The organism is Plantibacter sp. AC185 (assembly GCF_979258065.1).
This window is the reverse complement of record NZ_OZ409831.1, coordinates 3,495,359-3,521,678: the sequence shown is the minus strand read 5'-3', so window position 1 is coordinate 3,521,678 and position 26,320 is coordinate 3,495,359. Positions and strand designations below refer to the sequence as shown.

The following is a 26,320-nucleotide window of genomic DNA, read 5'->3' as shown; positions in this document are numbered from 1 at the left end:
CCGCTGAATGATGTGACTGAATACATCGTGACACCCGCTGCAACTCTGAACAGCCCTAGTGAACAAACGTGCAAGGAGACCCGATGTCGCTCGCAGACGCGCTCAGCCAGCCGGACCGGACGGCCGAGGCGCTCCGTGCCGCACAGCTGTATTACGTGCAGGACCTCACCATGGAGGCCATCGCCCAAGAGCTCCACACCTCCCGGTCGTCGGTCTCCCGCCTGCTCGGATATGCGCGGGAAAGCGGGCTCGTCGACATCCAGGTGCGCTCCCCGCACGACATGCCGTCGCGGCTCGAGGCGGAGTTCCGCGACCGCTTCGGCGTGACCGCCCACATCGTCCCGGTCCCCGACCACACGAGCGACATCGACCGCCTGGAGCGGGTCGCCCTCTCGGCTGCACGTTTTCTCGGCTCGGTGTTCGACTCGAACATGACGCTCGGCCTGGCATGGGGCTCGACCGTGAGTGCGGTGGCGAGGCACCTCACCCCCAAGCGGACCCACAACTCGCAGATCGTCCAGCTGAACGGTGCGGCCAACACGCGCACCTCGGGCATCCTCTACGCGAGTGAGATCCTGCATCGGTACGCGGACGCCTACGGGGCCTACGCGCAGCAGTTCGCGGTGCCCGCCTTCTTCGACGACCCGTCGACCAAGCTGGCCCTCTGGCGGGAACGCAGCATCCGACGCGTGCTCGAGATCCAACGCCGCATGGACGTCGCGCTGTTCGGTCTCGGCTCGCAGCTCTCGGGGGTGCCCAGCCACGTCTACGTCGGCGGCTACCTCGACGACAGCGACTTCGAGGCGCTCGCGAGCGCCGGCGCGGTCGGGGACGTCGCGACCGTGTTCTTCCGCGCCGACGGTTCCTGGCGCGACATCCCCTTCAACAATCGTGCGTCCGGGCCCGACCTCGACGTGCTGCGCGGCGTCTCCCGTCGGATCTGCGTGGTCGCCGGAGCCGCCAAGGTGCCCCCGCTCCTCGGGGCGTTGGCGGGCGGGCTCATCTCCGACCTCGTGGTCGACGAGGGAACGGCCCGCGCGGCGATCGACCAGCACGACGCCCAGCGCTGACCCCGGCCGCATCAGGCGCCGCAACCGGGCGTCATCCGAACCGGGAATAGGGCACCCACTCAGCCCGTTGACCTAGAATCGACAACACGTAACGTGCTCCGGGGTCGGTGAGAGTCCGAACCGGCGGTGATAGTCCGCGACCCGTGTCTCGCGCAAGCGAGGCCCGGTTGACCTGGTGGAACTCCAGGACCGACGGTTATGAACGCGTCTGCTCGCAGGCGGCGTTCGAGTCCGGATGGAAGGAAGCACGGGTGTCGGCCGATGGTCGACGCCGGCGAGCACCTGCCCGCGACCCCGGAACTCGTGTCAGTACCGACCGAGATGACGGACAGATGAGCGCAGGAACCGAGGCACCGCAGGCGAGTGTCCGCGAGGAGCAGGCTATGCTGCGCGCGCTCGAACTCGCCGCCAACGGCCCCGCCCGCGGGGTCAACCCCCGCGTCGGCTGCGTCATCCTCGACGCTGACGGCACCGTGATCGCCGAGGGCTGGCACCGTGGAGCCGGCACCCCGCATGCGGAGGTCGACGCCCTGTCCCGCCTCGCTCCCGGAGCGGCCCGCGGCGCGACGGCCGTCGTCACCCTGGAACCCTGCAACCACACGGGCCGGACCGGACCGTGTGCCGTCGCCCTCCTCGAGGCCGGTGTCGAGCGCGTCGTATTCGCCGTGGACGACCCCGGCCACCACTCCGGAGGTGGAGCCGAACGACTCCGCGACGGCGGCGTCACCGTCGTCGGCGGTGTGCTCGCCGGACCGGCGGAGGACCTCCTCGGTGACTGGCTCACCACCGCCCGCCTCGGCCGTCCGCTCGTCACGGTGAAGTGGGCCTCGAGTCTCGACGGGCGGATCGCCGCGAGCGACGGCACGAGCCGCTGGATCACCGGCGACGCCGCGCGCGACGACGTCCACCGTCGACGGGCCGCCCACGATGCGATCCTCGTCGGCACGGGGACGGTCCTCGCCGACGATCCGAGCCTCACCGCTCGCGACGACCGCGGCGACCTCCTGCCCGAGCAGCCATTGCCCGTCGTCATGGGCGGTCGCCAGATCCCCCTGGACGCCGCCGTCCACCGCCACCCCCGGCCGGTCGTCGTCCACCACGGGCATGATCCGGCTGCGCTGTTAGCCGAGCTCCGCGCCGCGGGCGTCCGGAGCGTCTTCATCGAGGGCGGCCCGACCATCGCCACGGCGTTCCTCCGCGCAGGACTCGCCGACACGGTCCTCACCTACCTCGCCCCGGTGCTCCTCGGCGGCCCTCGCCTCGCGATCGGCGACCTCGGTGTCGACTCCATCGGCGAAGCGATCCGCCTCACCACCGTCGGCGTCGAACCACTCGGCGACGACCTCCTCGTCATCACGACACCCGACCGCAGCGCCTCCGCCTCGGCCGCCCGCCACCTCACCGCCTGACCCCCAGAGAACGGACCACCCATGTTCACGGGCATCATCGAAGAACTCGGCACGATCGTCGCCATCGACCACGGCGAGGACTCGGCACGTTTCACCGTCCGCGGCCCGCTCGCCCTCGAGGGCACCAGGCACGGGGACTCCATCGCCGTGAGCGGTGTCTGCCTCACCGTCGTCGAGCAGACCGGCGAGACGTTCACGGCCGACGTCATGGCCCAGACCCTCGCGATGAGCTCCCTCGACGGCGTCACGGTCGGATCTCCGGTCAACCTCGAACGCGCGGCCCGCGTCGGCGACCGCCTCGGTGGCCACATCGTCCAAGGTCACGTCGACGGCACCGGCACCGTCCTGGCCACGGTGCCCGGCGAGGCCTGGCGCGTCGTGCGCGTCTCGATCCCCGCGGCACTCGCGCCGCTCGTCGTCGACAAGGGATCCATCACCGTCGACGGCGTCTCGCTCACCGTCAGCGCCATCAGCGCACCGGACGCACCGGAAGCCTGGTTCGAGGTGTCCCTCATCCCCGAGACGCTGGCCGCGACGACGCTCGGTGAGCGGGTCCCCGGCGATCGTGTGAACCTCGAGACCGACATCCTCGCCCGGCACGTCGAGCGCATGCTCGCATTCAGCCGTCTCGAGTCGGCATTCCCCAGCAGCATCGGCCAGGATCCGCAGTCCGCGGACCCGGTCGGCACCACCGCCACCGGAAGGGGCAACGCATGAGCATCGCCAGCATCCCGGAGGCCCTCGCGGCACTCCGCCAGGGCCGACCGGTCATCGTGGCCGACGACGAAGGGCGAGAGAACGAGGGCGACGTGATCCTCGCCGCGGAGTCCGCCACCCAGGAGTGGATCGCGTGGACGGTCCGACACTCCTCCGGATTCATCTGTGCACCGATGACGAACGAGATCGCCGACCGCCTGGCCCTCCCGCCGATGGTCGCGCTCAACGAGGACCCCAGAGGCACCGCGTACACCGTCACGGTCGACGCGGCCGACCGGCTCAGCACCGGCATCAGCGCCGCCGACCGCGCCCACACCCTGCGCGTGCTCGCCGACCCGGCGTCCGTGCCCGCCAGCCTGTCGCGCCCCGGACACATCGTCCCGTTGCGAGCCGTCGACGGCGGGGTGCGTGAGCGCGACGGCCACACGGAGGCGGCCGTCGACCTCATGAAGCTCGCGGGGCTCGTCCCCGTCGGGGCGATCTCCGAGATCGTCGCCGACGACGGCGAGATGATGCGTCTGCCCGGACTCATCGCCCTCGGGGAGCGGGAGGGCGTGCTCGTCACGACGATCGCCGCACTCATCGCCTTCCTCGAGGAGAACCCCGACGCGGCCGCCGTCTGCGCCGAGGAACGTGCCGCCCAGGCGGCCATCCCCGAGTCGTCGAACGTGTCGTTCGAGGTGGAGACGACGGTCCCGACGACGCACGGCTCGTTCCGGTTGCGTGCCTACCGCGACCGCAGGACCGGTGCCGACCACGTCGCGATCATCGCCGGCGACCCGCAGGCCACCGGTGCGCTCGTGCGCGTCCACTCGGAGTGTCTCACCGGCGAGGCGTTCGGCTCGCTCAAGTGCGAGTGCGGTCCGCAGCTCGACAGCGCCCTGGACACCATCCAGCGCCATGGCGGTGTGGTCGTCTACCTGCGCGGGCACGAAGGGCGCGGCATCGGGCTCGTCAACAAGCTGCGCGCCTACCGGTTGCAGGAGGACGGTCTCGACACCCTCGACGCCAACCTCGCGCTCGGGTTGCCGGCCGACGCCCGCGACTACACGGCGGCGAGCGCGATCCTGACCGACCTCGGCATCACCTCCGTACGCCTGCTCTCGAACAACCCGGAGAAGGAGCGACAGCTCACGAACCACGGCATCGCCGTGAGCGAGCGCGTCCCGCTGGTGGTCGGCGTCGGCCTGTTCAACGAGGGCTACCTCGAGACGAAGCGCGACCGCATGGGCCACAGCATCGGGTTCGAGCTCGCACCGGAACCGCACCCCCACCAGTAGTCCACCGCCGCCCTCGATTCCCTCGAGGAGCGAGCACCACCAACCCCTCGATGCACTCGGGGGACGAAGACAGGAGACCGCATGAGCGGCGAAGGATCCCCCACCATCAGCGTCGACGGCACCGGCCTCGACATCGTCGTCATCGCCGGCACCTGGCACGAGACCATCACCGACGGTCTCATCGCCGGAGCCGTCAAGGCCCTCGATGCGAGCGGCGCCAACCACCGCCTCGTGCGGGTCCCCGGGAGCTTCGAACTCCCGGTCGTGGCCAAGGCCGCCCTCGAGGCCGGGGCCGACGCGGTCGTCGCGCTGGGCGTCATCATCCGTGGCGGCACGCCGCACTTCGAGTACGTCTCCGACGCCGCGACGAGTGGCCTCACGCAGGTCAGCATCCAGACGGGCAAGCCCGTCGGCTTCGGCGTCCTCACCCTCGACGACGAGAAGCAGGGGCTCGACCGCGCAGGGCTGCCCGGGTCGAAGGAGGACAAGGGGGCGGAGGCCGCCGATGCCGCCGTCGCGACCGCGGTCGTCCTCCGCGAGCTGCGCGGCTGACCCGAGCGCGGGCGCATCACGCGGCATTCCCGTATCGGCATACGCCCGTCCGGGCAACCGAATACCGGAATGCCGTACTTCGGCGTACAGTGTCATGGTCCTGCCACAAGCGGGCGAACCTCTGATCCTGCCGTCGTCGGCGGGCGTGCGCGACCGGTGCTGATGCTTCGACGGCGTCCATTCCCGAACCGAAACGCGCACGCATGTCTCTCGAAGCAACCCCAGTCACCAAGGCCCCGGTCAATCCGCGCTCTCGTGTCGTCCTCGCCAGCCTCATCGGCACGACGATCGAGTTCTACGACTTTTACGTCTACGCGACGGCCGCCGTCCTCGTCTTCCCGCACCTCTTCTTCCCGAGTGAGGACCCGACCGCGGGTCTCCTCGCCTCCTTCGCCGTGTTCGGCGCCGCGATGGTGGCCCGACCCGTCGGTGCCGTCATCTTCGGGCACCTCGGCGACAAGCGCGGTCGGAAGGCGACCCTCGTCGGCGCCCTCCTCACCATGGGGATCGCGACCTTCCTCATCGGCCTGCTGCCGACCTACCAGCTCGTCGGCTGGGTCGCCCCGCTGCTCCTCGTGATCCTCCGCATCGGTCAGGGCTTCGCGCTCGGCGGCGAATGGTCGGGAGCCGCCCTCGTGGCGACGGAGAACGCGCCGACCGGCAAGCGTGCCCTGTTCGGCACGTTCCCGCAGCTCGGTGCGCCGATCGGCTTCATCATCGCCAACGGACTCTTCCTGATCATCGCGGCGATCCTGCCGAGCGACGACCCGTCCATGCCGTCGGAGGCGTTCCTCGAGTGGGGCTGGCGCATCCCGTTCCTCTTCTCCGTCGTCATGGTCATCGTGGGGCTCTGGGTCCGACTCCGTCTCGTCGAGAGCAACGCCTTCACGAACGCGAAGGAGCAGGGCAAGGTGCAGCGGTCGCCGCTCGCGAGCGTCATCAAGCTGCACTGGCGCAAGCTGCTCCTCGGCACCTTCTTCATGCTCGCCACCTACGTCCTCTTCTACCTGATGACGACGTTCTCGCTGAGCTACGGCCGTGCGCCGCTCGACGCCCCGGTCGCGGGGCTCGGCTACAGCTACACGACCTTCGTGCTCATGCTCATCGCCGGCGTGGTCTTCTTCGGGATCTTCACGCTCGTGTCCGGCCCCTTCGCCGACAAGTACGGACGCCGCAAGACGCTCATCGTCGTGACGAGCGCGATCCTCGTCTTCGGGCTCGTCTGGGTCCCGCTGCTCGACGCCGGGTTCACCGGGGTCATGATCTGGCTCATCATCGGATTCAGCCTCATGGGGTTCACCTTCGGACCGATGGGCGCCCTGCTGCCCGAACTGTTCCCCACGAACGTGCGGTACACCGGGTCGGGGATCTCCTACAACGTGTCGTCGATCCTCGGCGCGGCGGTCGCACCGTTCATCGCCGTCGCACTCTGGAGTGCCGGCGGCGGCAGCCCGTTCTGGGTCGGCGTCTACCTCTCGGCGATGGCCCTGATCACGCTCGTCGCCCTCATCGTCTCCAAGGAGACCAAGGACGTCGACATCGACGCCTGATCGAGGCGATCACCGAGGGCCGGTGCGTGGAGGACACCTCCGCGCGCCGGCCCTCGGTACGTGGGCACTCGGTGCGTCGGCTTCGGGCTCGGCGCGTGCGACCGTCGCCTAGAGTTGAACCACGGTGCGCCGTCGCCATGGACGTCTCGGAGCCGCGCACCGCACCTCGGAGGAAGAGCACCATGAGCACCCCAGCGCGCCCGGCACGCAGCCGAAACCCGTTCAGCCGACCGAAGGACGACGGTCCCCGCGCGAGCCTCAAGCAGCTCATGCCGTACATCTTCGAGCACCGCTCGATCCTCATCGTCGTCATCATCCTGAGCGTCATCGGAGCGGCCGCGTCGCTCGCCCAGCCGCTCATCGTCAGCCAGGTGATCGGGGTCGTCGAAGCGGGCCGGTCGCTCGGCAACCTGGCGTGGCTCCTCGTCGGGCTCGTCGTGGTCTCCGGCGTCATCAGCGGGTACCAGCACTACCTCCTGCAGCGCGCCGGCACCGGGGTCGTCTACTCCTCCCGACGCCAGCTGATCGCGCGCATCTTCCGGCTGCCGATCAGCCAGTTCGACACGCGCCGCACCGGCGACCTCGTCTCGCGGGTCGGCAGCGACACGACCATGCTCTACGCCGTCCTGACGCAGGGCTTCGTGGACGCCGTCGGCGGCGCCATCACCTTCCTCGGCGCGCTCATCGCCATGGCGATCATCGACCCCGTCCTGCTGGGTCTCACCCTCCTCGTCGTCATCGTCTCGGTCGTCGTGGTCGTCGCCCTGAGCGGACGCATCCGCGTCGCCAGCCGCGAGCAGCAGACCAAGGTGGGCGAGCTCGCCGCCGCGGTCGAGCGCGCCATCAGCTCCATCCGCACCATCCGGGCGTCCAACGCGACCGACCGCGAGATCGACGCGGTTGACGGCGTGGCCAAGGAGGTCTACGGCGTCGGCGTGCGGATCGCGAAGATCTCCTCGCTGGTCGTCCCGGTCGCCGGCATCGCCATGCAGACCTCGTTCCTGGTCGTCCTCGGCGTCGGTGGGTTCCGCGTCGCGTCCGGGGCCATCACCATCGCGAGTCTCGTCGCGTTCATCCTCTTCCTGTTCATGATGATCATGCCGCTCGGCCAGGCCTTCGGCGCGATCACGAGCGTCAACCAGGCGCTCGGAGCGCTCGGCCGGATCCAGGAGATCCTCGACCTGCCCGACGAGGGCGACGACGACGCAGCCATCGCCGCGCGGGTCGGACGTCCCGGGACCGCCTCGGCGTCCGCTCCGGCGATCGAGTTCGACGGCGTCGAGTTCGCCTACCCGGACGCGGCGGTCATCGAGCGCGAACGGGCCGCAGCGGAGGCGCTCGCGACCGAGGCCCTGAGTGAGGGCACCAGCGCGCCGGAAGTCGTCGCCGCCGATGCCGCCCGACTCACCGAGGCGCAGTCCGCGCTCGGTCGTCAGGTCCTCCGTGGGGTGTCCTTCGCCGCGATGCAGGGCAGACGTACGGCGCTCGTCGGGCCGTCCGGCGCCGGCAAGAGCACCATCCTCGGGCTCATCGAACGCTTCTACGACCCGACGGCCGGTGCCATCCGCCTGGGCGGCGTGGACATCCGCACGATCCCCCGCGCCGACCTCCGGGACCAGATCGGATATGTGGAACAGGACGCCCCGGTCCTCGCCGGCACGCTGCGCGACAACCTGCTGCTGTCGTCACCGGATGCGAGTGACGCCGACTGCGAGCGCGTGCTGCACGCGGTCAACCTCGGTGGGGTCCTCGATCGCAACCCGCTCGGTCTCGCCGCCCCGGTCGGCGAGGACGGCATCATGTTGTCGGGTGGCGAGCGGCAACGCCTCGCCATCGCGCGCGCCATCCTCGCGGCTCCCCCGATCCTGTTGTTGGACGAGTCGACCTCGAGCCTCGACGGGGTCAACGAGCAGATGATGCGCGAGGCCATCGACGCGGTCGCGACGGGACGCACACTCATCGTCATCGCGCACCGGCTCTCGACCGTCGTCGACAGCGATCAGATCGTCGTCCTCGAGGAGGGTCGGGTGGTCGGCGTCGGCACCCACAGCGACCTCGTGACCGAGGTCCCGCTCTACCGCGAACTCGCCAAGCACCAGCTCCTCGTGTGACCCCGGTTCATTCGCCCATTTTTGGGCGAACGGGTGCTCAGTCGCCCAAAGATGGGCGAATGAATGGAGTCACGGGCGCCATCCTGCCGCGATGAGGCGCTCGCGCGCTCGGTCGATCGCGACGGCGGCACCCGCCTGCAGGTGATGTGCGAGGAAGCGGTCATGGGACCAGCCGAGTCTGGTGACGGCATGGATCCGGTCGACGTCCTTCGCGAACTGACCCGGGTCGGTGGCGTGCTGGCGCCCGTCGTACTCGAACGCTGCACGATACGCCGGGTAGGCGAGGTCGAGACGTGCGATGAATCGCCCCCGGCGATCGCGGAGTTCGTGGTTGAGCACCGGCTCCGGGAGGCCGGCACGAACGAAGGCGAGACGAAGTTCCGTCTCCTTCGGTGATTCGGAACCAGCGCGGATCTGCGGGAGCGCGGCACGGAGTGCCCCCGCGCCGAGATGCCGGGATCCGCTGAGCGCCGCTGCGAGGTCGTCGAGCGAGCAGAGTGGTGGAAGGCGCTGGTGGAGCCACCGGCCGGAGGCACCACGCTCACGGATCAGATGATCGCCGACCGCGACCAGCTCATCGATGTTGAGACTCGGTCCGAGCTGACACCACATGTCGGCGGGACTCACGACCGCGAGCCTCTCGACGAGGACCGGATCGCCGAAGAGGCCCGCCAAGCGATGGCCGACGACCCCGGCAACCCTGGGCGCTCGGTCTGGCGGCCGGACGCCGACATGCACCTCGTCCCAGCGCAACCGCGCCGGGAGCGGAGCCTCCAGGAGATGCGCGGCCGACAGGTGCGAGAAGAACTGCGCCGGTGCCATTCGCAGTGCGTATGCCCGACACAGCTCCAGGTGCGCGAGATGACGCTGTTCGGGAGGCAGGTCCGCGCCCCTGCGTGGTGCAGCGAAGCTCCGAACCCCCGGAAACGGTGCTGGAACACGCGTCGTGCGGAGGCGCTCCGGCGAGACGCCCTGCTCCAGCGCCGAGCGGACGGAGAAGGCGTGGTGATCGGGTAGATCGGTCGGCGTCATGCTTCGATCGTCGCGCGATCGGTCGGTCCGCGATCGGCGCGATCGGTCACGCGTTGATGTCCCGGCCAACCGTCGAGCTGTGGAGCGTCCTCGTCGCCGGTCCGTTCGCCCATCTTTGGGCGCACGAACCTCCATTCGCCCAAAACTGGGCGAATGGAGGACGAGCATCAGGACCGGAGGCGGTAGCGCAGGGCGGCGAGTTCCGCGCGGAGGGCGGCCGGGACCCGGTTGCCGAAGGTGTCGAAGAAGGACTCGGTGAGGTCGCACTCGACGAGCCAGGACTCGCGATCGACGGCGAACAGGGCGTCGAGGTCGGCCTCGGGCACGTCGATGCCGTCGAGGTTCAGTTCGTCGAGGACGGGCAACCGGCCGATCGCCGACTCCCGTGCATCGACCGCGTGCTCGAGCCGCCGCACGATCCACTCGATGACCCGCGAGTTCTCGCCGAAGCCCGGCCAGAGGAAGGTGCCGTCGGCGTCCTTCCGGAACCAGTTGACCTGGAAGATCCGCGGCGCCTTGCCGTGCTCGAGTGCACCGCCCACCCGCAGCCAGTGACTCCAGTAGTCCGCCATGTTGTAGCCGCAGAACGGGAGCATCGCGAAGGGGTCGCGACGGAGCTCCCCGACCGTGCCCTCAGCGGCGGCGGTCTGCTCGGAGGAGATCGTCGCCCCCATGAACACGCCGTGCTCCCAGCTGCTGGCCTCGACTACGAGCGGGACGTTCGTGGCACGACGCCCGCCGAAGAGGATCGCGTCGAGCGGCACACCGTCGGCCGCATCCCAGTCGTCGGCGATCGACGGGCACTGTGCCGCCGCGACCGTGAACCGGGAGTTCGGGTGGGCCGCCGGGCGCCCCGAGTCGGGCGTCCAGTCCTGCCCCTGCCAGTCGACGAGGTGGGCGGGCGGCTCGGGGGTCAGCCCCTCCCACCAGACGTCTCCGTCGTCGCGGAGCGCGACGTTGGTGAAGATCGTGTTGCCCCACAGGGTGTCGACGGCTGTCGCATTCGTGCCGGCGCCCGTGCCGGGTGCGACCCCGAAGAAGCCTGCCTCCGGGTTGATGGCGTACAGCCGACCGTCATCACCGGGCCGGATCCACGCGATGTCGTCGCCGAGAGTCTCGACCGTCCACCCGGGGATCGTCGGCCGCAGCATCGCGAGGTTGGTCTTGCCACAGGCCGAGGGGAACGCGGCGGCGATGTGGAACGCCCGGCCCTCCGGCGAGACGACCCGGACCAGCAGCATGTGCTCGGCCAGCCAGCCCTCGTCGCGTCCGATGACCGAGGCGATCCGCAGCGCGAAGCACTTCTTCGCGAGAAGCGCGTTCCCGCCGTAGCCGGAGCCGAAGGACCACACTTCGCGCGTCTCCGGGAACTGGACGATGTACTTGGTGTCGTTGCACGGCCAGACCACGTCGGCCTGCCCCGCTTCGAGCGGAGCGCCGACCGAGTGGACGGTCCGGACCCACGGCTGTCCGTCGGCGATGAGCTCGAGGACGCGATCGCCCATCCGCGTCATGATGCCCATGCTGAGGACCGCGTACGCCGAGTCGGTGATCTGCACGCCGAGCTGCGAGAGCGGCCCGCCGACCGCGCCCATCGAGAACGGCACGACGTACATCGTGCGGCCGCGCATGCTGCCGGCGAAGACCCCGTACAATTCGTCGCGCATCACCGCGGGATCCCGCCAGTTGTTCGTCGGGCCGGCGTCCTCCTCCTGCTCGGAGCAGATGAAGGTGCGGTCCTCGACGCGCGCGACGTCGCGCGGATCGCTGCGGGCGAGGAAACTGTTCGGCCGCCACTCTGGGTTGAGCTTGATCAGCTTCCCCTCCTCGACGAGCTGGTGGGTGAGCCGGTGCGACTCGCTCGCGGAGCCGTCGACCCAGTGGATCGCAGACGGCTCCAGGAGGGCCGCCAGGTCGTCGACCCAGGCGTGCAGCTCGGCGAGGCCGCTGCGCTTCGGGCGCGGCACCGCTCGGAGCCCCACGCGGGCGGCGGGAGCGGGTGCGGTATCGGGAATCAGTGCTGCGATGGACATGCGTTCCTCCGGCGTTGGTGGGACGGTCAAGAAGTGGTCGTAGAGCCACCATGCGCCCGTATCGGTCGATCTTCACGGTCTTTCACCCTTCAAGAATCGGGGTTCTTTCGATACGGTGAAGGAATGACGCCGACTCCCGCATCGAACGCCGCTGCCGAGCTCCTCACGCTCGGCCATCGGATCCGGCACTTCCGGACCCGGCGAGGCCTCACCCTCGACGACCTCGGTGAACGGGTCGGCCTGGCGGCGAGCCAGCTCTCCCTCATCGAGAACGGAAAGCGCGAGCCGAAGCTGTCGGTGCTGCAGGAGCTGACGACCGCGCTCGGCGTCGACCTGACCGACCTCCTGTCGAAGGAGGCACCGAACCCCCGCGCGGCGCTGGAGATCGAGCTGGACCGCCTCCAGCGCAGTGCCCTCTACGGCGAGTTGACCCTGCCGATCGTCAAGCCGTCGAAGGGTATCCCCGACGAGGCCCTCCGCGCACTCGTGGGCCTGCACCGCGAACTGCAGCGGCACGCGAGCGAGGCGATCGCGACCCCGGAGGAGGCGCGGCGTGCCAACACCGAGTTGCGGGAGTGGATGCGGGAGCGTGACAACCACCTGCCCGAGATCGAGGAACTCGCGGAGTCGCGTGTGCTGCGCGCCGGGCACAGTACCGGCGCACTCACCCACCGTACGGTGAGCATCATGGCGGAACAGCTCGGCTTCGACCTCATCTACGTCAACGACCTGCCGCACTCCGCGCGCAGCGTCACCGATCTCGAGAACGGGCGCATCTACCTGCCACCGGCGTCGATCCCCGGCGGGCACGGCCTGCGGTCCATGGCCCTGCAGGCGATGGCGCACCGCCTGCTCGGGCACCAGCGTCCGACGAGCTACGCCGAGTTCCTCCGGCAACGGCTCGAGATCAACTACTTCGCTGCGGCGGCGCTCATGCCGCAGACGGCCGCGGTGTCGTTCCTGCAGCAGGCCAAGCGCGATCGCAACCTGGCCGTCGAGGACTTCCGCGACGCCTTCGGGGTCACCCATGAGGCCGCGGCGCTGCGCCTGACCAACCTGGCGACCGCCCGGCTCGACATGCGCCTGCACTTCCTGCGGGTCTCCGAGGACGGGGCGATCTCGAAGGCCTATGAGAACGATGCGCTGCCGCTGCCCGTCGACGTGACGGGCGCGGTGGAGGGCCAGATCGTGTGCCGGAAGTGGAGCGCGCGGAACGCCTTCGCGCGGACGAACCGCACCACGGAGCTCTACCAGTACACCGACACCCCGGCCGGTACCTTCTGGTGCGCGACGCAGACCGGCACGACCGAGGCCGGGGAGTTCTCGATCTCGGTCGGCGTGCCCTGGGGCGAGGCGAAGTGGTTCCGCGGACGGGAGACCACGACGCGTGCGGTCTCCACCTGCCCGGACCCGACCTGCTGCCGTCGACCGCCGTCGGACCTCGCCGACAAGTGGCGGGAGCAGGCCTGGCCGAGCGCCCGCTTGCACACCCACATCCTCTCCCCGCTGCCGAGCGGCACCTTCCCCGGCGTCGACGACTCCGAGGTCTACGAGTTCCTCGAGCGTCACGCGGCGGGCTGATCGCTGGGGGCGGCGACGCCGTCGTGTGTTCCCGGGGTGCTGCAGAACGCCCAGGCCGGGAGGTGCCCCTGGCGGATCAGCGAACCGACGGTCGCCGCCAGCGGGTGGTCCAGCTCCTCGTCGACCAGCTCGGCGAGGAAGGCGGTCGCGCGCGTGCTCTGGCCGAGCGCCCACGACAGCCAGGCGAGCATGGCGAGCGGCGCGACGCGTGCCGGCTCCGACGCTCGCGCCGCGACACCGAGGAGCAGGCTGCTCGCCGCACGGATGCGCTGGACGTCGGGATGCGGTCCGTCGCCGACCAGCAGGTGGGCGACCCGGTGGAACACCTCCGGGTCGTCCGTCCCGACCGGCAGATGCCCGTACGCGCGTTCGGCGTCGTCGAGTTCCTCACCCAGCTCGCGCCCGAACGCCCACTGCATGAGTGCGAGATCGCTCGCCCACGGGCGTGACAGGCTCAGCAACAGGAAGGCCACTTCCCGGGCGGTCATCCCCTCGACGCCGCGGGCGAGCGCGTCCTCGAAGACCGCAGGAAGGCCGTCGAGTCGTTCCACGGCGTCTCCGACGTCGATCCGCCAGGTCGTGCGGACGCGATCGGCGGCCGCGTCGAGCATGGAGGCCAGTCGAGCGCAGAGCACCCGGTACTCGAGGTCGACGGCTGCGAACGTCGCCACGTCCACCGACGGGACCTCGGTCGTGACGAGCTCCCAGGGGAGCGGTGGGACCGGCGGGACCGCCGCCGAGGCCACGATCGCCGGCGGACGCCCTCCGGCGGGGAGTCCGGGGTCGAGGTAGGAGCCCCATCCGTCGGCGGCCGAGCAGAGGGCGTCTTTGACCGTGAACCCCTGCGCGCTCGCCAGCTCCAGGACGGCGTCGGCGATCGTCCTGCCCGGCGGCTCCGCCCCGGCTCCGAACGCGTCGTCCGTGTAGACCACGGGCACGATGGCGTCGACACCCGGAGCCCGGCAGGCGAACCCGAGGGCGCGCTCCGCGGCGGCGTCCGCCACCTGCCGGTCGACGTCCGTTCCGGCCGGCAGGTGCACCTGGAGTGCGCCGCGGCTGTAACGGCCCGCGAACAGGACGACGACGAGACTCGATCTCGGAGTGCTTCCGACGAGTCCGGGGATGAGGGCGAGGAGGTCTTCGGCCGCGTTGGCCTGCACGATGTGGTTCATGGAGCCAGCCTCCGTCGAACCCGGGTCCGACTGTCCGGCAGGCGTCACGGATGTGGAGCGGATGCTGTCGCTGCCGCACTGTGCAGCGCGGTCGCTGCGGAGTAGAGTGTGCTCGTCAGACTCCGCAGCACGGGGGTCGTTGCTCGAAAAAAGGGCGATAGCGCGGCCAGCACCGGCGAGACACACACGGAATCCCATCCGTCCACGTTCTCGAAGGTCTCCCATGTCCGAACACGCTTCGTCGACCGTTCCCACGTCGATCCGCTCCTCCACCGTCTCCGCCCGGGTGGCACAGGCACTCAGCCGCCATGTCTCCGAGGTGTTCGGTGTCATGGGCAACGGCAACGCGCATCTCCTCGACGCCCTCGCCGCTACCACGACCCGCTTCACCGCCATGCGCCACGAGGCCGGGGGCGTCGCCGCAGCCGACGCCTACGCCCGCGCGGGCGGCGGTCTCGCTGCCGCGACTGCGACCTACGGAGCCGGATTCACCAACACCCTGACGCCCCTCGCGGAGGCGGTGATGGCTCAGATCCCGCTGATCCTCGTCGTCGGTGACGCCCCGACCACCGGGGCCCGCCCCTGGGACGTCGACCAGTTCCAGATCGCCGCCGGGCTCGGTGCACCGACCTTCACCGTCGGTCGTGACGACGCCACCGCGACCACGCTCCGTGCCATCGAGCACGCCGTCCACCGCCGGACCGCGGTCGTGCTCGCGATCCCCTACGACCTCGCCGCCGTGGCGTCCGACGAGCCGCTGCGGGCGGACGGGACACCACACCACCCGGCGCTCGTCCGGCCCTCCCGCGTGGAGCCCGTCGCGAGGCGCCTGGACACCGCCGCCGCCGCTCTGCGCAGCGCACACCGTCCGCTCATCCTGGCCGGGCGTGGAGCCTGGCTGGCCGACGCCGGACCCGTCCTCGGCGAGCTCGCCGAGCGGCTCGACGCCCACACCGCGACCACGGCGCTCGGACGCGGGCTCTTCGGTTCCAGCCCCCGTGATCTCGGGGTGGCCGGCGGCTTCGCGACGGAGCACGCCGCGAGGCGCATCGCCGAAGCAGACGTCGTGCTCGTCGTCGGCGCCGGCCTCAACCAGTTCACGATGCGGTTCGGCGAGGCCTTCGCCCACGATGCGCACGTCATCCAGGTCGACCTCGCCGACGCCCCGACGAATGCCAGGGTCGACGAGCTCATCCACGGTGACGCGGCCCTCGCAGCCGCAGGTCTCCTGGAACGGCTCGCCGACGGCGTGGGGTCCGGATGGGTCGCGTCGGCCGGTCCCGCCCGCCCCGCACCGCACCTCGACCGCGATTTGGGTGACGGCTCGTCCGGGGACGGACTGTGCGCCGACGGGCGCCTCGACCCACGCAGCCTCGCGCACCGACTCAATGAGCTGCTCCCGGCCGACCGCACGGTCGTGCAGGACGGTGGTCACTTCATCGGCTGGGCGCCGATGTACCTCGACATCCCCTCCCCCGACCGCCTCGTCATGGTCGGGACGGCGTACCAGTCGATCGGACTCGGGTTCCCGAGCGCCGTCGGTGCCTCGGTGGCCGGGCACACGGGCACCACCGTCCTCTGCACCGGCGACGGCGGCGGCCTCATGGCACTCCCCGACCTCGACACCGTCATCCGCACGGTGCCGAGCGGCGTGATCGTGGTCTTCAACGACGCCGCCTACGGAGCCGAGGTGCACCAGTACGGCTCGCGTGGACTCGACCAGACCCCGATGCTCATCGACGAGGTCGACTTCGCCGCCCTCGCGCGGGCCTTGGGGGGCCAGGGCGTGACGATCGACACGCTCGCGGACCTCGACGGACTCACCGACTGGGTCCACGCCGGGGCGCAGGGCGTCCTCCTGCTCGACTGCCGCATCTCCACGAGCGTCGTCGCCCCGTACCTCTCCGAGATGATGCAGCAGGGACCACGGCCGGTCGCCGTCGACTGAGCCTGCGCGGCGTCACCGCGGGTATCGTTGACGAGTGCTTCCTCAGCCTGCCCCGACCGCACCCACCTACGTCATGTCGACGGACGGCATCCGGATCGCGACGTACCTCCACGAACCGGCTCCGGGCACAGGCGACCTCGGCACGATCGTCGCGGTGCACGGCTTCGCCTCGAGCGCCGGACTCAACTGGGACCTCGCCGGGTGGACACGCACGCTGACGCGCGCCGGATACCGCCTGCTGACCCTCGATCAACGCGGTCACGGAGCCTCCGACAAACCGACGGATCCCGCCGCGTACCGACTCGACATCCTCGTCGACGACGTCCTGTCCGTCCTCGACGGCTACGGCGTCGACGAGCCGCACTATCTCGGGTACTCGCTGGGCTCCCGGGTGGGCTGGCGGTTGGGTGTCCGGCACCCCGACCGCGTGCGCTCCCTCAGCCTCGGCGGCCTCCCCGAGGGCGACTCGCTCCGCGACTTCGACCTGGAGGCGGCCCGTCACCACGTGAGGACCGGGACGACGATCACGCACGCCCTCACGGACACGTACGTGACGATGGCCGAGGGTGTCCCGGGCAACGACGTGGAGGCACTCATCGCCCTGGTGGACGGCCTGCGCGGAGGGCCACAGCCGAGCACGGCCGAGGTGCCACCGCCGCCGATGTTGCTCGTGACCGGAGACGACGATGCGGTCGCCGCCGGGAGTCGGCGGCTCGCCGAAGCCGCCGGTGCCCGCTACGTGGGGCTGCCCGGCCGCGAGCACTTCAACGCGGTCTCGTCGCGGGCGTTCAAGGACGCCGTGCTGGCGTTCCTCGCCGAGCAGGGGTAGCCGGTCGCGTCCGCCTCGGTCAGGCCGCGTGCCGGTGCTCGACACGACCCTTCGCGAGCTTCGACGGCCACCAGATGGCGCTCCCGATGTCGTGGCTGAGGGCGGGGACGAGCAGCGTCCGGACGATGATCGTGTCGAGGAGGACCCCGAACGCCACGATGAACGCGATCTGCGCGAGGAACAGGATCGGAATGACGCCCAGCGCCGCGAACGTGGCCGCGAGCACGAGTCCGGCCGAGGTGATCACGCCACCCGTGATCGCCAGCCCCCGCAGCACGCCGGCCCTCGTTCCGACCCGCAGCGACTCCTCGCGGACCCTCGTCATGAGGAAGATGTTGTAGTCGATCCCGAGCGCCACGAGGAAGACGAAGCCGTAGAGCGGCACACTCGGGTCCGCGCCCGGGAACCCGAGCACGTGGTTGAACACGAGCGCGGACACCCCGAGAGCCGCCCCGAAGGACACCACCACGCTGAGGATCAGCAGGACCGGGGCGAGCACCGAGCGGAGCAGCAGCATGAGGATGAGGAGAATGACGGCGAGCACCACGGGGATGATGAGGTTCCGGTCGTGGATGGACGCGTCGTTCGAGTCGATGGCGGTCGCCGTGATGCCGCCGACCGGCGTGTGGGTGCCGACCTCGGCGTCGAGGGTCGAGCGCAGTTGTCGCACGCTCTCCTCCGCCGTCGTCGAGTCCGGTGCCGCGTCGAGCGTCGCCTGGAGCAGGATGCGGCCGTCGTCGACCGTCGGTTCGGCGGACGCCACCGGGGTCCCCGGGGGTCCCGCGGCGGGAGCCGTGAACACCGCCTCCCCGTCGCTCACCGTCGCGTCCGCGGTGCCGGTCGCGGAGTCGCTCGACAGCACCTGGACGCTGTCGAGACCGTCGGCCTCCTCGAGGATGCCGATGACCTGCGCGGCATCACCCTCCTGCGTGAGGACGTACACGGGGCTCGCCGAGCCGGCCGGGAAGTGCTCACCGAGGGCGGCCTGACCGTCACGGGCCTCGGACGTGCCGAGGATGAGGTCGCTCTGGGCGACGCCGTCCGCCTTGAGCTGGAAGACCCCGAGGCTCGCGACCAGGAGGAGCAGGGTGCTCCCGATCCAGACGACGCGGGCGTGGCGGGAGATGAGGCGGGCGATCCCACCCCACAGACCGGTGGTCGGCACGGCGGTGTCGTCGATCGACGAGGCGCGCACACGGTGCTCGCTCCCGTACTTCGGGCGCAGCGGCCAGAACGAGGTGCGACCGCAGGCCAGCAGGAGCGCGGGCAGGAAGGTGAGCGCCGCGAGGACCGAGAAGACGATCCCGATCGAGGCGACAGGTCCGAGCGCCTTGTTCGAGTTCAGGTCGCTGAGCAACAGGCAGAGCAGTCCGGCGATGACCGTGCCGCCCGACGCGACGATCGGCTCGAACGATCCTCGGAGCGCAGCCCACGTCGCATCCCACCGCCGCTCGTGGTCGCGGAGCGCCTCCCGGTACCGCGAGACGTAGAGCAGCGAGTAGTCGGTCGCCGCACCGATCACGAGGATGAAGAGGATGCCCTGCACCTGGCCGTTCAGCAGGACGACGCCGGCCTTCGCGAGCCACCACACGGTGAGAAGTGCGGTGCAGAGGGCGAACAGCGAGGTGCCGAGCACGAGGAACGGGAGGACCGGCGAGCGGTACACGACGATGAGGATGAGGAAGACGGCGCCGAGCGCGGTCAGGAGGAGGATGCCGTCGATGCCGGCGAAGGCGTCGGTGAGGTCGGCGGTGAACCCTGCCGGGCCGGTGACGAAGACGTCGAGGCCGGCCGGGGCAGCTTCGGCGAGCTGCGCACGGAGGGCCTCGACGACGTCGCCGACCTCCGCGTCACCGCTGATCGGGACGAAGACCTCGATCGCGTCGCCGTCCTCGGAGGGGATGGCCGGAGAGACGCCGTCAGCGACGCCCTCGGTGGAGGACAGGGCTGAGAGCTCGTCGTCGATCGCCGCCCGGTCCTCGTCGGTGATCCCGCCGTCGCGGACGAACAGCACGAGGGCCGGGATGTCGTCACCCTCCCGGAACCCGTCGAGTGCCGTCTGCACCTCGGTCGCGTCCGCGCTCGCTGGGAGGAAGCTCGTCTGGTCGTTGGTCGCGACCTCGCTCACCTTCCCGAAGTACGGACCGCCGACACCGGCGGCCGTGAGCCAGAGGAGGATGAGGACCGCGGGGAGCACGACCCGCAGCCACCGCGGCGCACCCGCCCGATCCCGCTGCTGCGTCCGGGTGTCCGCGTCCGTCTGCGTTCCGCCGTGTCGTCCGTGCGTCATGCGCGCGCCCCGTTCTCGCCCTGCTCGAAATAATATGCAGCTAGCTTACTATCTGCGACGGGCGGCCGGGGACGGAGTTCAGGCCGGGACGACGACTCCCCCGGCTTCGGTGATCTCGGCGAGCGCCGCATCCCCGGCGGCCCGGTCGACGGGCGCGACGAGACCTGCGAGGACGCGGACCTGCAGGCCGTGCTCGATGGCGTCGAGCGCACTCCGGCGGACGCAGTAGTCGGTCGCGAGACCCACGACGTCGACCTCCGTGATGCCGGCATCCGTGAGGACCTCGTCGAGGCTCCGACCCTCCGGCGTCACGCCCTCGAAGATCGAGTATCCGTGGGCACCCTGGCCCTTGCGGATGTGGGTGTCGACGCTCTTGGTGTCGAGCGCGTGGTGGTACTCGGCGCCTGCACTCCCCGCGACGCAGTGCACCGGCCAGTTCGTCACGTAGTCGGGCTCACCCGTCGCGAAGTGACCGTCGTTGTCGCCCTCGGCGTCGTGCCAGTCACGTGAGGCGAACACGTGCGCGTACTCGTCCCCGTGCTCGGCCAACAGCTGCGTGACCCCCGCGGCGACGGCCTCGCCGCCGTCCACGCCGAGCGCACCGCCCTCGGTGAAGTCGTTCTGTACGTCGATGATGAAGAGCGCGCGCGCCACGATGCCTCCGGGTTGTCGTCGTCCCGCCTCGGTGGAGGTGGGTTCCATCGAGGGTAACGCCGGGGAACCGACCGGGTCAGGTGGTTGCGCCGTCGTGGTTCAGAGCCGACGTGCGCGCTCCTTGCGGCGGTCGAAGAACTGGAGACCGATGTTCACACCCATGACGACGGTGCCGAGGAGCATGGACACGAGCCCGGCGATCCGGAACCCGACCGGCAGCTCCAGGAGCAGCGCGAAGACGACCCCGAGCACGATGAGCGCGGCACCCGCGGAGAACAACACCAGATACTTCATGCCCCCAACGGTACCGGCTGAGCGGCGGCCCCGGGACGGGACCGCGACCTAGGCTGGAGCCATGACCCGTCTCCCCCGTGGCGCGCACCTGCTCATCGCGGCGGGCGCCGCCCTCCTGCTCGCGGTCACCGCCGCCGGCTGCTCCACCTTCCCGAGCGGTGCACCCTCCAGCGCCGAGTCGACCCACTCAGCGGGTGGCTTCCCCACGGACGTCGTCTTCGACTACCAGCTCGGTGGCGGCTACGAACCGGCGGCAGGGGTGGGCGGCGTCGCCCGCGACAGCACCGACTCCCCCGACCCCGACCGGCACTCCATCTGCTACGTCAACGGGTTCCAGAGCCAGCCGGCCGATCGCGAGGCCTGGCTCGCCGAGCCGGACCTCGTCCTCACCGACGACGCCGGTGAACCGGTCATCGACGAGAACTGGCCCGACGAACTCATCTTCGACCTCTCCACCGACGACCGTCGCGCACGGATCGCCGAGCGGGTCGGCGCGAGCATCACCCGCTGCGCGGAGGCCGGCTTCGACGCCGTCGAGATCGACAACCTCGACTCGTACACCCGGTCCGACGGTCGACTCACCGTTGAGGACGCGATCGCCCTCGCCACCCGGTACGCCGACCTCGCCCACGACGCGGGTCTCCTCATCGGGCAGAAGAACGCCGCCGAGCTCGGCACGCGAGGTCGGGACGACGTCGGGTTCGACTTCGCCGTCGCGGAGGAGTGCCACCGCTTCGACGAGTGCGCCACCTACACCGAGGTGTACGGAGGCGCCGTGCTGGACATCGAGTACACCGACGACCTGCGCGGCACCTTCGACGAGGTGTGCGCCGATCCGCAGGTCCCCTTCTCAACGATCCTGCGCGACCGCGACCTCCGGACGGCCGACGACCCCGCCCACGTCTTCGACGCCTGCGCTCGGTAGGCACCGGCAGGAGATCCGCTCCGGGGCAGGAGGTTCCAAGGCGAAGCGTCCTGCTGCGGGGCGGACCCCCGGCGCCCAGGCATGTCCAGCAGGTGTCGGTAGCGTGGAGGCATGATCCGGACCCACGACGCATGAACCTGGAGCAATTGGAAGCGGTCGTCGCGGTCGTCGACTACGGCTCGTACGCCGCAGCGGCCGACGTCCTCCGGATCTCGCAGCCCTCGCTCACGAGACGCATCCAACGCTGCGAGACGGACCTCGGGCTCGCGCTCTTCACCCGGGTCGGTCGGCGCATGCAGGTCACCGACGCCGGACGGTCCGTGCTCGGCCCGGCGAGGCGGATGCTCCAGGAGGCGAACGGGCTCCGTGCACTCGCCGACGCCCAGCAGGCGCTCACCGCCGGCACGCTCCGGATCGGTGCGCTCCCCTCGCTCGTCGCGACCCACGTCCCGGAGCTCGTCGCCCGGTTCCACGCCGCGCACCCCGACGTCCGCATCGAGGTCACGGGCGCCGTCGACTCCGCCGAACTGCTCGACGCCATCGACCTCGGGCGCATCGACCTCGGTGTGGCCGATGTGGCCACCGCCGGCCCCGGTGTCGAGGTGCGGCTCCTGGAGGAACAGCGGTTCGCGATCGTCCTCCCCGGCCTCAGGACCGTCGCCGAGCGCGAGGCCGAGCACACGCCGCCGACCATCACCGGCGACGAGCTGGCTGCCCACACCCTGGTGACCCTTCCGCGCGGGACGTCGATGCGCGCCGTGACCGACGAGGCCTACGCCCGCTTCGGCGTGCAGCCACCGCGGGTCATCGTGACCACCCAGCGCGACGCGCTCACCCGGTTCGCGACCGCCGGCGTCGGGCTGACCGTGGTCCCCGAGCGGCTCGCCGACTGGGCGGCGGCGAACGGCGCCCGGGTCCGCCGGTTCCCGACACCGGTCACGAGGAGCATCGGCCTGCTCGTGCGCCACGACAGCGTCGGGACCCCCGCCGTGAGTGCCTTCCTCCGCTTGGCGGAGCGGGTCCCACCCGGGGACTGACGACGCCCCGGGTCAGCCGCAGAGGTCCGCGGCGGCGTTGCGGGACTCGACCTCGACGGGCGCGGGCGCGGCAGGAGGGGTCAGTGAGGCGAAGTCGTCGCCGATGACGAGCACGACGTCCTCCTCGTCCGGCCCCGGTTCGCCGCTCACGACGACCGTGATCCCCAACTCCTGGGCGAGGGAGGCGGCCGTCGCCCGGGCCGCGTCCGAGTCGCGCGCGAGCAGGACCGTGACCGGGGTGTCCGTCTCCGCGTCGCCGATCGACGCGACGGTGTAGCCGAGGGCGGTCAGTCGGTCGGCCGTCGCCGTCGCGACCCCGTTCGTCTGCGAGCCGTTGAGGACGCTGACCGCTTCGACCCGCACCGGTTCGACCGGGGCGACCGGCTCGGCGGAGGACGCGTCAGCGGTTCCCGCGATCGGCACCGGGACATCGGTGGCGAGGCTCGAGAAGACGATCGCGGCGTCATCACTCGGGACGACCCGGTTGGCGTCCGACGGCGCCTCGGTCCACGGCATCGTCAGGAAGGTGATGGCCGAGGCCGGCACCTGCGAGACCCGGTGCGCGAGCGAGGTCAGGCTCGCGAGGTCGCCGAGCGCGGTGTCGACGGTGAGCGATGAGGTGACCGCGTCCAGGAAGCGGATGAGGCGGTCCGGCCGGGTGAGCACCTCGGCACTCAGCGCCCGCTGCACGATCGCGGACATCACCATCTGCTGGTTGCCGAGGCGCGAGATGTCGCTGCCGTCACCCACCGCGTGCCGGGTACGGGCGAGCGCGAGCGCCTGCGTCCCGTCGATGACCTGCGCTCCGGCGGGCAACGCGAGGTTCGAATAGGGGTCCTCCATGTCCGACGGCAGACACACCGCCAGCCCGTCCATGCCGTTGACGATCGCCTGGAAGCCGCTGAAGTCGAGCTCGACGAAGTGGTCGATCGGCACACCGGTCATCGCCTGCACCGCGGCGACTGAACAGGCGGCCCCCGAGTTCAACGCCGCGTTCACCATCCCGTAGTCGTCGGGCGTCCCCCGCCCGGTGTCCGTGCACATCGACAGGTCGGTCAGCGTGTCACGTGGGATCTGCATCGCGTCGATCCGGGTGTTGCCCTCGGAGACGTGCACGAGCACCATCGCGTCGCTGCGCTTGGTGCCGGTGTCCTCGCCGTAGTCGCCGACCGCGAGGTCACGACTGTCGGAGCCGAGGAGGAGGACGTTGATCGCCGGGTCCGGTGCGCCCGGCTGCGCGGGCTCGGTCGAACGTCCGGTCGGGGCGGCGATGGCCTCGGAGCTGAGGTTGCCCTGCAGGCGCAGCGCGAGCGCACCGACACCCCCGAGGAGCGCGAGCACGAGGCCGCCTGCGATGCCGACGATGAGGCGCCGACGGCGGACCCGTGCGCTCACCCCACCGCCGTGACGGCGAGCGTGGGCGGCACGTGGGCGGACGGGTGCCTCGGGGAGATCGGGTCTGCGCATCGTCCCAGTGCACCAAGCGTCGAAGCGGCGGACAAGCAGCCTGCCCGGTGCGACTCATACGCGGCGCGCATGCGTCGGAGGATCAGCTCACGGGCGAGGCGACCTCCGAGCCACGCAGTCCGGGCACCGCACGATTGCCGAACTGGCCGGTGACGACCAGGATGAGCGTCGTCGCTGCGAGGAGGATCCAGCCCGGCCAGCCGAGCAGGGTGCCGAACACACTGCCGGTGTCCTGCATCGACGTCGGGCTGGCGAAGAGCAGCAGCGCCCCGACGGCGGCGTTCACCGCGCCGTGGGCGATCACCGCCGGCCAGACCGAGGCGGAGCGGAGCCGCAACCAGCCGATGAGGACGCCGAGCAGCATGCACCAGCCCACCATGAGGAGCAGGCCGAGGACGTCGGTCCGCTGGTAGTTGTAGCCGAGGAGGATGAGCGGTGCGTGCCACACGCCCCAGATCGCCCCGGAGAGCAGGAGGGCGGGCCACGTGCCGAGCGGCAGGAGGTTCGGCAGCAACCAGCCGCGCCAGCCGAGTTCCTCCCCGAACGCGGACAGCGATGCCACCAGGACGCCGAGGGGCAGGGTGAGGAGCTGGACCAGGGCGACCGTGGTGAGGTCGTCCCGCCCGAGCTCGCCGGCGCCCGAGGCGGTCATGATGGCGGCGAGACCGGACAGGCCGACGAGGTCGAGCTCGATGAGCCCCATGGCCTGCCCGAGCAGCATGGAGCAGAACGCGAGGACGGGGAATCCGACGAGCGCCGCCGCGCAGAGCCCGAGGGTCCGGCCGAGGGGACGCAGCGGCGCGAGTCCGAGCAGCCGCGGGATGCTCCTCGGGCGGGCGACGAACAGCACCACGACGAGCGCGGCGATGGTCGGGGTGTACATCATGCCGAGGGCGATGAGCTGGAACCAGGGGTTCGCGAGTCCTTCACCGGACAGCCACAGCGGTGCGGCGATGAGCCAGGCGAGGCCGACGGCGAGCACGGTGAAGACCGTGACGGCGACCCACGGGACCCTGGCGGGCAGGATCGGGGCCAGCTCGCGGTTGCGCCGGCGCTGGCGGTCCGCCGCCGACTCCGGCTGCTGCGCGAGCACGGCCCGCCCGGCGGCACCGATCACCGGAGCCGCGGCCGGTGCTGGTGCAGGCGATCCGTCGGCGACCGGCGTCCGGATCGGCCCTGGCGCGGGCTGTCCGATCGGCGCCCAGCCGCCCTCGATCGGTGTGTCGTCCGGTCGCTGCATGTCATCCCCCGTGGTCGCGAACAGCTTCCCACGCTACGGAGCGACGGCGCGGGGCGCATCCGCCGCCCGGGGGATCACGCGGTGAGGTGACAGCCGCAGGACTCCCGCAGGAGGAGCCCGACGGGGACGACGGTGCTGCGCTCGTGCTCGCCGTCCGCGTCGCCGAAGCGGGCGAGCGCCCGGGTGGCGGCCAAGCGGCCCAGTCGTGCCGGGTCCTGTTCGATGACGCTGACGGCCGGATCGAGCTGGTCGGCCATCGGGAAGTCGCCGAAGCCGAGCGAGGCGATCCCGCGTGAGCGCAGCGCTGGGACGAGCGCCATCGTCACACGCGCGTTCGCCGAGAACAGGGCCGTCGGCGGGGAGGCGAGGGCGAGGAGACCGTCGACCACGGCGGCAGCCGGTTCGCGATCCGTCGCGTCGAGGCTGACGAGGGCGTCGTCGAGGTCGATCCCGCTCTCGGCGAGCGCCGAACGGTAGCCCTCGAGCCGGCGACGGGTGCTCGGCGGGTGTGCCGAGTCGGCGATGAAGGCAACGCGGGTGTGCCCGTGCTCGAGCAGGTGCCTCGTCGCGAGGTAGGCGCCGCGGTGGTCGTCCTCGACGAAGCTGTCGGCGTCGAGTCCGCCGGGGGCGCGGTCGACGAACACGATGGGTGTGTGCTCGGCCCACGGCGCGAGCCACGACTGGTCCTCCGCGACAGGCGCGAGGACGAGCCCCATGAGCTGTGACCGGAGCAGCGAGTCGAGCACGGCACGCTCGCGCGCCGGGTCGTCGCCGATGCTCGTGACGAGGGTGGTGATGCCCGAGACCGAGCAGACCTCCTCGACGGCGCGGACGACCGCGGCGAAGAAGGGGTCGACGACGTCCGGGACCGCGACGCCGACGGAGGAGGACCGCCCGGCGCGGAAGGTGCGCGCCAGGACGTTCGGGACGTAGTTCAGCTCCCGCATGGCCGATTCGACCCGCGACCGCGTCTCCGGGAGCACGTGCGGGTCGTCGTTGAACACGCGGGAGACCGTCTTCGAGCTCACTCCGGCGAGGGACGCCACGTCCTGCATCGTGGCCATGGCTGCTCCTCGGGTGGTTCCACCTGCGTGGCGTGGTCGGATCGGGCTGGTTCGCGGGCGGCGAC

The 26,320-nt window shown here is 70.9% G+C and carries 21 protein-coding genes and 1 riboswitch; of the genes, 12 read left to right on the top strand and 9 right to left on the bottom strand.

All coding sequences use genetic code 11. From position 1 onward, the window contains the following. Positions 1-83: 83 nt before the first annotated feature. The 7 genes from ACZZZB_RS16470 (at position 84) to ACZZZB_RS16440 (ending at position 8,689) form a co-directional block, all read left to right on the top strand. Positions 84-1,070 carry a sugar-binding transcriptional regulator gene (locus ACZZZB_RS16470; protein ID WP_064294816.1) on the top strand — a complete coding sequence of 329 codons (987 nt, stop codon included), beginning with the start codon at positions 84-86 and terminating at the stop codon, positions 1,068-1,070. 90 nt (positions 1,071-1,160) lie between these two features. Further along, positions 1,161-1,322: riboswitch (FMN riboswitch) on the top strand. Between the two features lie 80 nt (positions 1,323-1,402). Continuing rightward, positions 1,403-2,479, top strand: a complete 1,077-nt coding sequence (gene ribD, locus ACZZZB_RS16465; RefSeq protein ID WP_463530271.1) for a bifunctional diaminohydroxyphosphoribosylaminopyrimidine deaminase/5-amino-6-(5-phosphoribosylamino)uracil reductase RibD — start codon at positions 1,403-1,405, stop codon at positions 2,477-2,479. A 21-nt stretch (positions 2,480-2,500) separates the two neighbouring features. Beyond that, positions 2,501-3,196 carry a riboflavin synthase gene (locus tag ACZZZB_RS16460; protein WP_463530270.1) on the top strand — a complete coding sequence of 232 codons (696 nt, stop codon included), beginning with the start codon at positions 2,501-2,503 and terminating at the stop codon, positions 3,194-3,196. Next, positions 3,193-4,476: a GTP cyclohydrolase II gene (gene ribA, locus ACZZZB_RS16455; RefSeq protein ID WP_192006836.1), complete on the top strand. Its 1,284-nt coding sequence runs from the start codon at positions 3,193-3,195 to the stop codon at positions 4,474-4,476. The genes ACZZZB_RS16460 and ribA overlap by 4 nt, the downstream gene beginning before the upstream one ends. Before the next feature lie 81 nt (positions 4,477-4,557). Further along, positions 4,558-5,028, top strand: coding sequence for a 6,7-dimethyl-8-ribityllumazine synthase (gene ribH, locus ACZZZB_RS16450; RefSeq protein ID WP_064294813.1), 471 nt, complete (start codon positions 4,558-4,560; stop codon positions 5,026-5,028). Between the two features lie 203 nt (positions 5,029-5,231). Then, a complete protein-coding gene (locus ACZZZB_RS16445; RefSeq protein ID WP_463530269.1) occupies positions 5,232-6,578 on the top strand; it encodes an MFS transporter in 1,347 nt (448 codons plus the stop codon). A 182-nt stretch (positions 6,579-6,760) separates the two neighbouring features. Continuing rightward, a complete protein-coding gene (locus ACZZZB_RS16440) occupies positions 6,761-8,689 on the top strand; it encodes an ABC transporter ATP-binding protein (protein ID WP_194605281.1) in 1,929 nt (642 codons plus the stop codon). Between the two features lie 69 nt (positions 8,690-8,758). Here ACZZZB_RS16440 and ACZZZB_RS16435 read toward each other — a convergent pair whose 3' ends face one another. Next, on the bottom strand, positions 8,759-9,511 hold the full coding sequence (locus ACZZZB_RS16435; RefSeq protein ID WP_192018480.1) for a hypothetical protein: 753 nt from the start codon (positions 9,509-9,511) through the stop codon (positions 8,759-8,761). Between the two features lie 377 nt (positions 9,512-9,888). After that, positions 9,889-11,754: a phosphoenolpyruvate carboxykinase (GTP) gene (locus ACZZZB_RS16430; protein WP_463530268.1), complete on the bottom strand. Its 1,866-nt coding sequence runs from the start codon at positions 11,752-11,754 to the stop codon at positions 9,889-9,891. Between the two features lie 123 nt (positions 11,755-11,877). Between ACZZZB_RS16430 and ACZZZB_RS16425 the strand changes: the two genes are divergently transcribed. After that, positions 11,878-13,335 (top strand): helix-turn-helix domain-containing protein, encoded by a 1,458-nt coding sequence (locus tag ACZZZB_RS16425; RefSeq protein ID WP_463530267.1) that lies wholly within the window; start codon positions 11,878-11,880, stop codon positions 13,333-13,335. Here the strand turns inward: ACZZZB_RS16425 and ACZZZB_RS16420 are convergent. Continuing rightward, positions 13,320-14,507, bottom strand: a complete 1,188-nt coding sequence (locus ACZZZB_RS16420) for a DUF4192 family protein (protein ID WP_463530266.1) — start codon at positions 14,505-14,507, stop codon at positions 13,320-13,322. The genes ACZZZB_RS16425 and ACZZZB_RS16420 overlap by 16 nt on opposite strands. 223 nt (positions 14,508-14,730) lie before the next feature. Between ACZZZB_RS16420 and ACZZZB_RS16415 the strand changes: the two genes are divergently transcribed. After that, complete coding sequence (locus ACZZZB_RS16415) at positions 14,731-16,455, top strand: thiamine pyrophosphate-binding protein (protein ID WP_191941501.1); 1,725 nt, start codon at positions 14,731-14,733, stop codon at positions 16,453-16,455. 34 nt (positions 16,456-16,489) lie between these two features. After that, complete coding sequence (locus ACZZZB_RS16410; RefSeq protein ID WP_342365712.1) at positions 16,490-17,284, top strand: alpha/beta fold hydrolase; 795 nt, start codon at positions 16,490-16,492, stop codon at positions 17,282-17,284. 19 nt (positions 17,285-17,303) lie between these two features. Here the strand turns inward: ACZZZB_RS16410 and ACZZZB_RS16405 are convergent, their stop codons facing one another. From ACZZZB_RS16405 to ACZZZB_RS16395, 3 genes are all read right to left on the bottom strand, one after another. Beyond that, the gene (locus ACZZZB_RS16405) at positions 17,304-19,574 is read right to left on the bottom strand and encodes an MMPL family transporter (RefSeq protein ID WP_463530265.1); all 2,271 of its coding nucleotides are present in this window, start codon (positions 19,572-19,574) and stop codon (positions 17,304-17,306) included. A 78-nt stretch (positions 19,575-19,652) separates the two neighbouring features. After that, the gene (locus ACZZZB_RS16400) at positions 19,653-20,228 is read right to left on the bottom strand and encodes an isochorismatase family protein (protein ID WP_290368184.1); all 576 of its coding nucleotides are present in this window, start codon (positions 20,226-20,228) and stop codon (positions 19,653-19,655) included. Between the two features lie 99 nt (positions 20,229-20,327). Next, the gene (locus tag ACZZZB_RS16395; RefSeq protein ID WP_191941504.1) at positions 20,328-20,522 is read right to left on the bottom strand and encodes a hypothetical protein; all 195 of its coding nucleotides are present in this window, start codon (positions 20,520-20,522) and stop codon (positions 20,328-20,330) included. A gap of 61 nt (positions 20,523-20,583) precedes the next feature. Between ACZZZB_RS16395 and ACZZZB_RS16390 the strand changes: the two genes are divergently transcribed. Together ACZZZB_RS16390 and ACZZZB_RS16385 are read left to right on the top strand one after the other, a co-directional pair. Continuing rightward, the gene (locus ACZZZB_RS16390; RefSeq protein WP_463530264.1) at positions 20,584-21,447 is read left to right on the top strand and encodes an endo alpha-1,4 polygalactosaminidase; all 864 of its coding nucleotides are present in this window, start codon (positions 20,584-20,586) and stop codon (positions 21,445-21,447) included. Positions 21,448-21,578: 131 nt separating this feature from the next. Beyond that, positions 21,579-22,484 carry a LysR family transcriptional regulator gene (locus tag ACZZZB_RS16385; RefSeq protein ID WP_192018475.1) on the top strand — a complete coding sequence of 302 codons (906 nt, stop codon included), beginning with the start codon at positions 21,579-21,581 and terminating at the stop codon, positions 22,482-22,484. A 12-nt stretch (positions 22,485-22,496) separates the two neighbouring features. Here ACZZZB_RS16385 and ACZZZB_RS16380 read toward each other — a convergent pair whose 3' ends face one another. From ACZZZB_RS16380 to ACZZZB_RS16370, 3 genes are all read right to left on the bottom strand, one after another. Beyond that, positions 22,497-23,951 carry an LCP family protein gene (locus ACZZZB_RS16380; protein WP_463530263.1) on the bottom strand — a complete coding sequence of 485 codons (1,455 nt, stop codon included), beginning with the start codon at positions 23,949-23,951 and terminating at the stop codon, positions 22,497-22,499. Between the two features lie 82 nt (positions 23,952-24,033). Beyond that, positions 24,034-25,191 carry a lysostaphin resistance A-like protein gene (locus ACZZZB_RS16375; protein ID WP_463530262.1) on the bottom strand — a complete coding sequence of 386 codons (1,158 nt, stop codon included), beginning with the start codon at positions 25,189-25,191 and terminating at the stop codon, positions 24,034-24,036. Positions 25,192-25,265: 74 nt separating this feature from the next. Continuing rightward, positions 25,266-26,255, bottom strand: a complete 990-nt coding sequence (locus ACZZZB_RS16370) for a LacI family DNA-binding transcriptional regulator (protein ID WP_191941509.1) — start codon at positions 26,253-26,255, stop codon at positions 25,266-25,268. Between the last annotated feature and the right edge of the window lie 65 nt (positions 26,256-26,320).